This window comes from Thermogutta sp., assembly GCF_014359955.1.
GTDB lineage: Bacteria > Planctomycetota > Planctomycetia > Pirellulales > Thermoguttaceae > Thermogutta.
Genome location: NZ_JACIYL010000379.1, coordinates 1 through 4,163 on the forward strand (window position 1 = coordinate 1; position 4,163 = coordinate 4,163).

4 protein-coding genes are annotated in these 4,163 nt (G+C 53.2%); all 4 read left to right on the plus strand.

Features of this window, described 5'->3' with window-relative positions; genetic code table 11:
* The first annotated feature begins 118 nt into the window (after positions 1 to 118).
* Positions 119 to 538, plus strand: a complete 420-nt coding sequence (locus H5U08_RS11615) for a response regulator (protein ID WP_297033180.1) — start codon at positions 119 to 121, stop codon at positions 536 to 538.
* A gap of 80 nt (positions 539 to 618) precedes the next feature.
* On the plus strand, positions 619 to 945 hold the full coding sequence (locus H5U08_RS11620) for an STAS domain-containing protein (protein WP_297033182.1): 327 nt from the start codon (positions 619 to 621) through the stop codon (positions 943 to 945).
* A gap of 126 nt (positions 946 to 1,071) precedes the next feature.
* Complete coding sequence (locus H5U08_RS11625) at positions 1,072 to 2,817, plus strand: ATPase, T2SS/T4P/T4SS family (RefSeq protein ID WP_297033183.1); 1,746 nt, start codon at positions 1,072 to 1,074, stop codon at positions 2,815 to 2,817.
* A 134-nt stretch (positions 2,818 to 2,951) separates the two neighbouring features.
* Positions 2,952 to 4,151, plus strand: coding sequence for a type II secretion system F family protein (locus tag H5U08_RS11630; RefSeq protein ID WP_297033185.1), 1,200 nt, complete (start codon positions 2,952 to 2,954; stop codon positions 4,149 to 4,151).
* The last annotated feature ends 12 nt before the right edge of the window (positions 4,152 to 4,163 follow it).

A 4,163-nucleotide genomic window follows, 5' to 3' on the forward strand; every position in this document is an offset into this window, starting at 1 on the left:
AGTGAGTTGGGCAAGGGCTCAACTTTCATTGTTGAAATCCCACGTGCGGTAACAGTGAGTGGCTCTGTCGGCCGAGCCGTGAGTGTGGGGAGCTGATACGAGACAGGAGGAAGCAAGCGTGACAAAACTAATTTTATTGTGCGACGACGAACTACCCATTTTGCGAGCGGTAGAATTCAAACTGAAAAAGGTCGGTTTTTCAGTAAAGCTCGCACAAAATGGAGAAATAGCGTGGGCCATGATTCAGGAAGCCGCCCCGGACCTGATCGTTAGCGATTATCAGATGCCCATATTGGATGGGCTCGAGCTCGCAAAGCGAGTGCGCGAAAATCGAGAGACCCAGCATATTCCCTTTATTCTTCTGACGGGTAAAGGATTCGAACTGGACCAGGAGGATCTGAGATCGCGATTGGGGATCACCCGCGTGCTGTCCAAGCCGTTCAGTCCCAGGGAGCTGGTCGAGGAGGCCACGAAGATATTGCAAAGTGCGGAATATGGCGACGAACCGGCGGCGCAAGCACACGTTGGAACGAGTTGAGCGGAACGACTATTGGGTCTTCGCAATTCGATAGTGGTGTTTGAGGGATAGTACCCGGTAATTGAGGGGGTCGGATAGAAATGAATTTTTCACACGAAATATTCGGCAACGTGGCTGTCGTTCACGCACCGGACGAACTCACCGAGGGGCAGGTGCCGGCGCTCATGGATACGTGCGACCGACTTGGATTTGCGCACATCGTGCTGGAACTCGATAGTACGGAGGTAATGGACAGTGCTGGGCTGACAGCGCTACTCGATCTGGATGACTCTCTCGCTGCAAAGGGGGGTGGGCTCAAGCTCGCCACGAGCAACGCAATTAACCGACAAATTCTGCGTCTGACGAAAATTGATCAGAGAATTCAGGTCTTTGACTCCCTGGTGGACGCGGTGAAAAGCTTCAGGTAGACGGTTCAAGAGAACGTGTAAAAGATACGAGACCGTAAAGACACTCGAGCACGCTTTCAATATTCCGTGAATCGAGGTCACACCGGGAGATGATACGGAGATGACAAACAGAGACGGCGACGGGATATGACAGATATCGTCAGCAAAAGGCGACAGAAGCGGCTCGGCGACATTCTTATCGAGAAAGGATACCTCCAGCCGGAGCAGTTGGAAGAGGCGCTCGAGCAGCAGCGTCTCACAGGGCGGTCGCGGCTTCTTGGCGAAATTCTGTTAAGTCTGGGTTATTGCACTGAGGAACAGATTGCAGAATGTTTGGCGGAAGAACATGGTCTGCCCTTCGTGCGACTAGAGCTCCGCTATTTCGACCCGAAGGTGGTCGATCTCTTCCCACGAGACTATATTGAGAATAACTGTATTCTACCGCTTTTTCGCATCAGAGATGAGTTGACGGTGGCGGTCCACGAGCCGTCAAATCTTTTCCTGCTGCAGGAAATTGAGTATTTGACGGGACTTCGTGTCAATCCGGTCGTAGCGACCCAGCGCGACATACGGCGGATGATAGCCTCGCTTCCCAATTCGAGCGTCCTCGTTATTGACGATATTATCGATGACGCGGAGACCGCTGACGTCACGCTCATTGAGGACGCCATAGAAGATATCGGCAACCTCGCCGAGATCGCCGGCCAGTCACCGGTTATCAGGCTAGTCAACTATATTATCTTTAATGCCGTGAAAGAAGGCGCAAGCGATATTCACATTGAACCTGCGGAACGGTGCGTCAGGGTGCGCTATCGGGTTGACGGACGTTTGCAAAAAGCGCTGGAACTTCCTGCGCATTTGGCTGCACCTATCAGCAGCCGCATCAAGATCATGGCGGGCATGGACATCAGTGAGCGCCGCCTTCCTCAGGACGGTCGGGTCAACGTCATGCTGGAAGGGCGGAAGATTGACCTCCGGGTGAACACATTTCCGGGGCAGCGGGGCGAAAAGACAGTTATAAGAATTCTGGATACTCGGGGGGTGTCTTTGAATCTCGAGGATCTGGGATTTTCGGAGGATATTCTCAACCAGTTGAAGGTGGCGATACGCGCACCGAATGGCATTATTCTTGCAACCGGTCCTACAGGGAGTGGTAAGTCCACCACACTGTACGCCTGTCTTAATGCGATCTCGTCGATGGAAAACAATATTTGCACTGTCGAGGATCCTATTGAATATCATTTGCCGTTAGTGAATCAATTCCAGGTTCAGGAGAAAATTGGGTTGACATTTTCCAAGGCGTTGCGCACGCTGCTTCGCCAGGATCCGGACGTGATCATGGTGGGAGAGATCCGCGACGAGGAGACGGCCCGCACAGCAATTCAGGCGGCATTGACCGGCCATCTCGTGTTCAGCACGCTGCACACCAACGACGCGGCATCCGCCATCACGCGGCTTGCCAATATGGGTATCGAAAGTTATCTGATTTCGGCAGCACTCAATGCAGTATTGGCACAGCGACTATTGCGGCGCATTTGTACGAAGTGCCGACATCCCTACGAGCCACCGCGCCCGTTGAGACGTGCCCTGGAGCGCATGGGGTGCCAGTGCGAAGTGTTTTATAAGGGGGTCGGTTGCAAGAATTGTCGTAACACAGGCTACAAAGGAAGAATCGGAATACACGAGCTATTAATCATTACGGATGAAATTCGGGACATGATTGTCGCGGGTGCGAGCGCCCATCAGATTCGCAAGGCAGCTGAAGCGAACGGCATGGTGAATATTCGCCAGGATGGATTTCGGAAAGTGCAGGAGGGGCTCACCACGATCGAAGAGGTGCTGCACGCGGTTGGAGATATCGTCGAGCTCGCCGATGCTGGAGCCAGCGGATAAGAATGCCAAGCCGCCCGTGAGGACGGTCGAGCGAATCGATTTGGAGCGATAACCGAGTACAAGATGGCATAGACGAGAGAAATTGCTTCTAAGGGTGGTGCTCGGAAAAACTCGGTTGGCGAGGGTCACAATATATGAGAGTACAACCCGATTCAGCCATCACATCACAATTATCTTCTAAAACCTCCAGCCAGGTGGAGGCCATAAAAAGAGTTGCTCAACGGCTGAATGAGAGCAGCACTCAAATTGCGCACGCTGGAGCGGTGGAAGATGACGACGAGGACGAGGTTTCGCCGCTCATTAGGGTGCGGTCTCGCGATCTTATATCCACGACGCAGCAGTTGGCCATCCTTGTGGAATCCGGTGTGACGCTTGCCCCTGCTCTGGCTGCGGCCATTGAGGAAGAAAGAAACTCGGCAATGCGCGCTGTGTTACGAAAAGTAAAGGAAAGCGTGGAGGCGGGCCAGGACTTTTCCTACGCCGTTGCGCAGTTTCCCCGGGTGTTCAGCGCCACGTTTGTGGCTCTTGCCAAAGCTGGCGAAAAAACCGGATCGCTGGGGAGCATGCTGCGTCGGGCGGCCGGTTATATGCAGGCGGAATATGAGACTAGAGCCAAAATCCGATCGGCAATGATATATCCGGCCATTATGCTGATTATGTCCATCGCGGTGACAGCATTTTTACTAACGTTTGTACTTCCCAAATTTGTCCCAGTTTTTGAGTCGCGCCATGCGAAGCTCCCCAAAATCACCGTTGCGATGCTGGCGCTTTCAGATTTCGCGGTGAAATATGGGCCAGTTCTCATTGCCACCGCTGGAGGTTTGGCAACAGCGGGTTACATTTTTCGGAGAACAAAGAAAGGCCGCGAATGGTTCGATGTGTTTAAACTGCATGTACCTTTGCTGGGTGCTGTGACAAGGAAAGTTGCGCTGTCACGAAGTGTACGAACGTTGGGCACGCTTTTGGCTTCAGGGATATCTGTGCTCGAGGCGATTGAGCTCGCTGCCGAAATCGCGGAGAACACCGTTGTCCGGAGGGCGTGGCTGAGTATCAAAGACGGCCTTATCGAGGGGCGGCGAATGTGTGACTGTATGAAACAGCATCCGATATTCCCTCGGTCACTGGTTCAGATGGTCGCAGCAGGAGAAGAGACAGGGAATCTCGATGCCGTACTGGAAAGGACGGCAGAGTTCTATGAACGGGAGCTGGAAACCACGATTAAAACAGTGACCAGTCTGATTGAACCGGCCATGATCATCGTGATGGGGGTTGTGGTGGGAACGATCGGGTTGTCACTGCTCCTGCCTATCTTCAGCCTGAGCCGCCCCGCATAGCATCGCAAGTCG

Excerpts from the sequence above, each read along its gene's own strand:
- H5U08_RS11625 (WP_297033183.1), top strand. The coding sequence starts at position 1,072 with ATGACAGATATCGTCAGCAAAAGGCGACAGAAGCGGCTCGGCGACATT.
- H5U08_RS11630 (WP_297033185.1), top strand. The coding sequence starts at position 2,952 with ATGAGAGTACAACCCGATTCAGCCATCACATCACAATTATCTTCTAAA.
- H5U08_RS11620 (WP_297033182.1), top strand. The coding sequence starts at position 619 with ATGAATTTTTCACACGAAATATTCGGCAACGTGGCTGTCGTTCACGCA.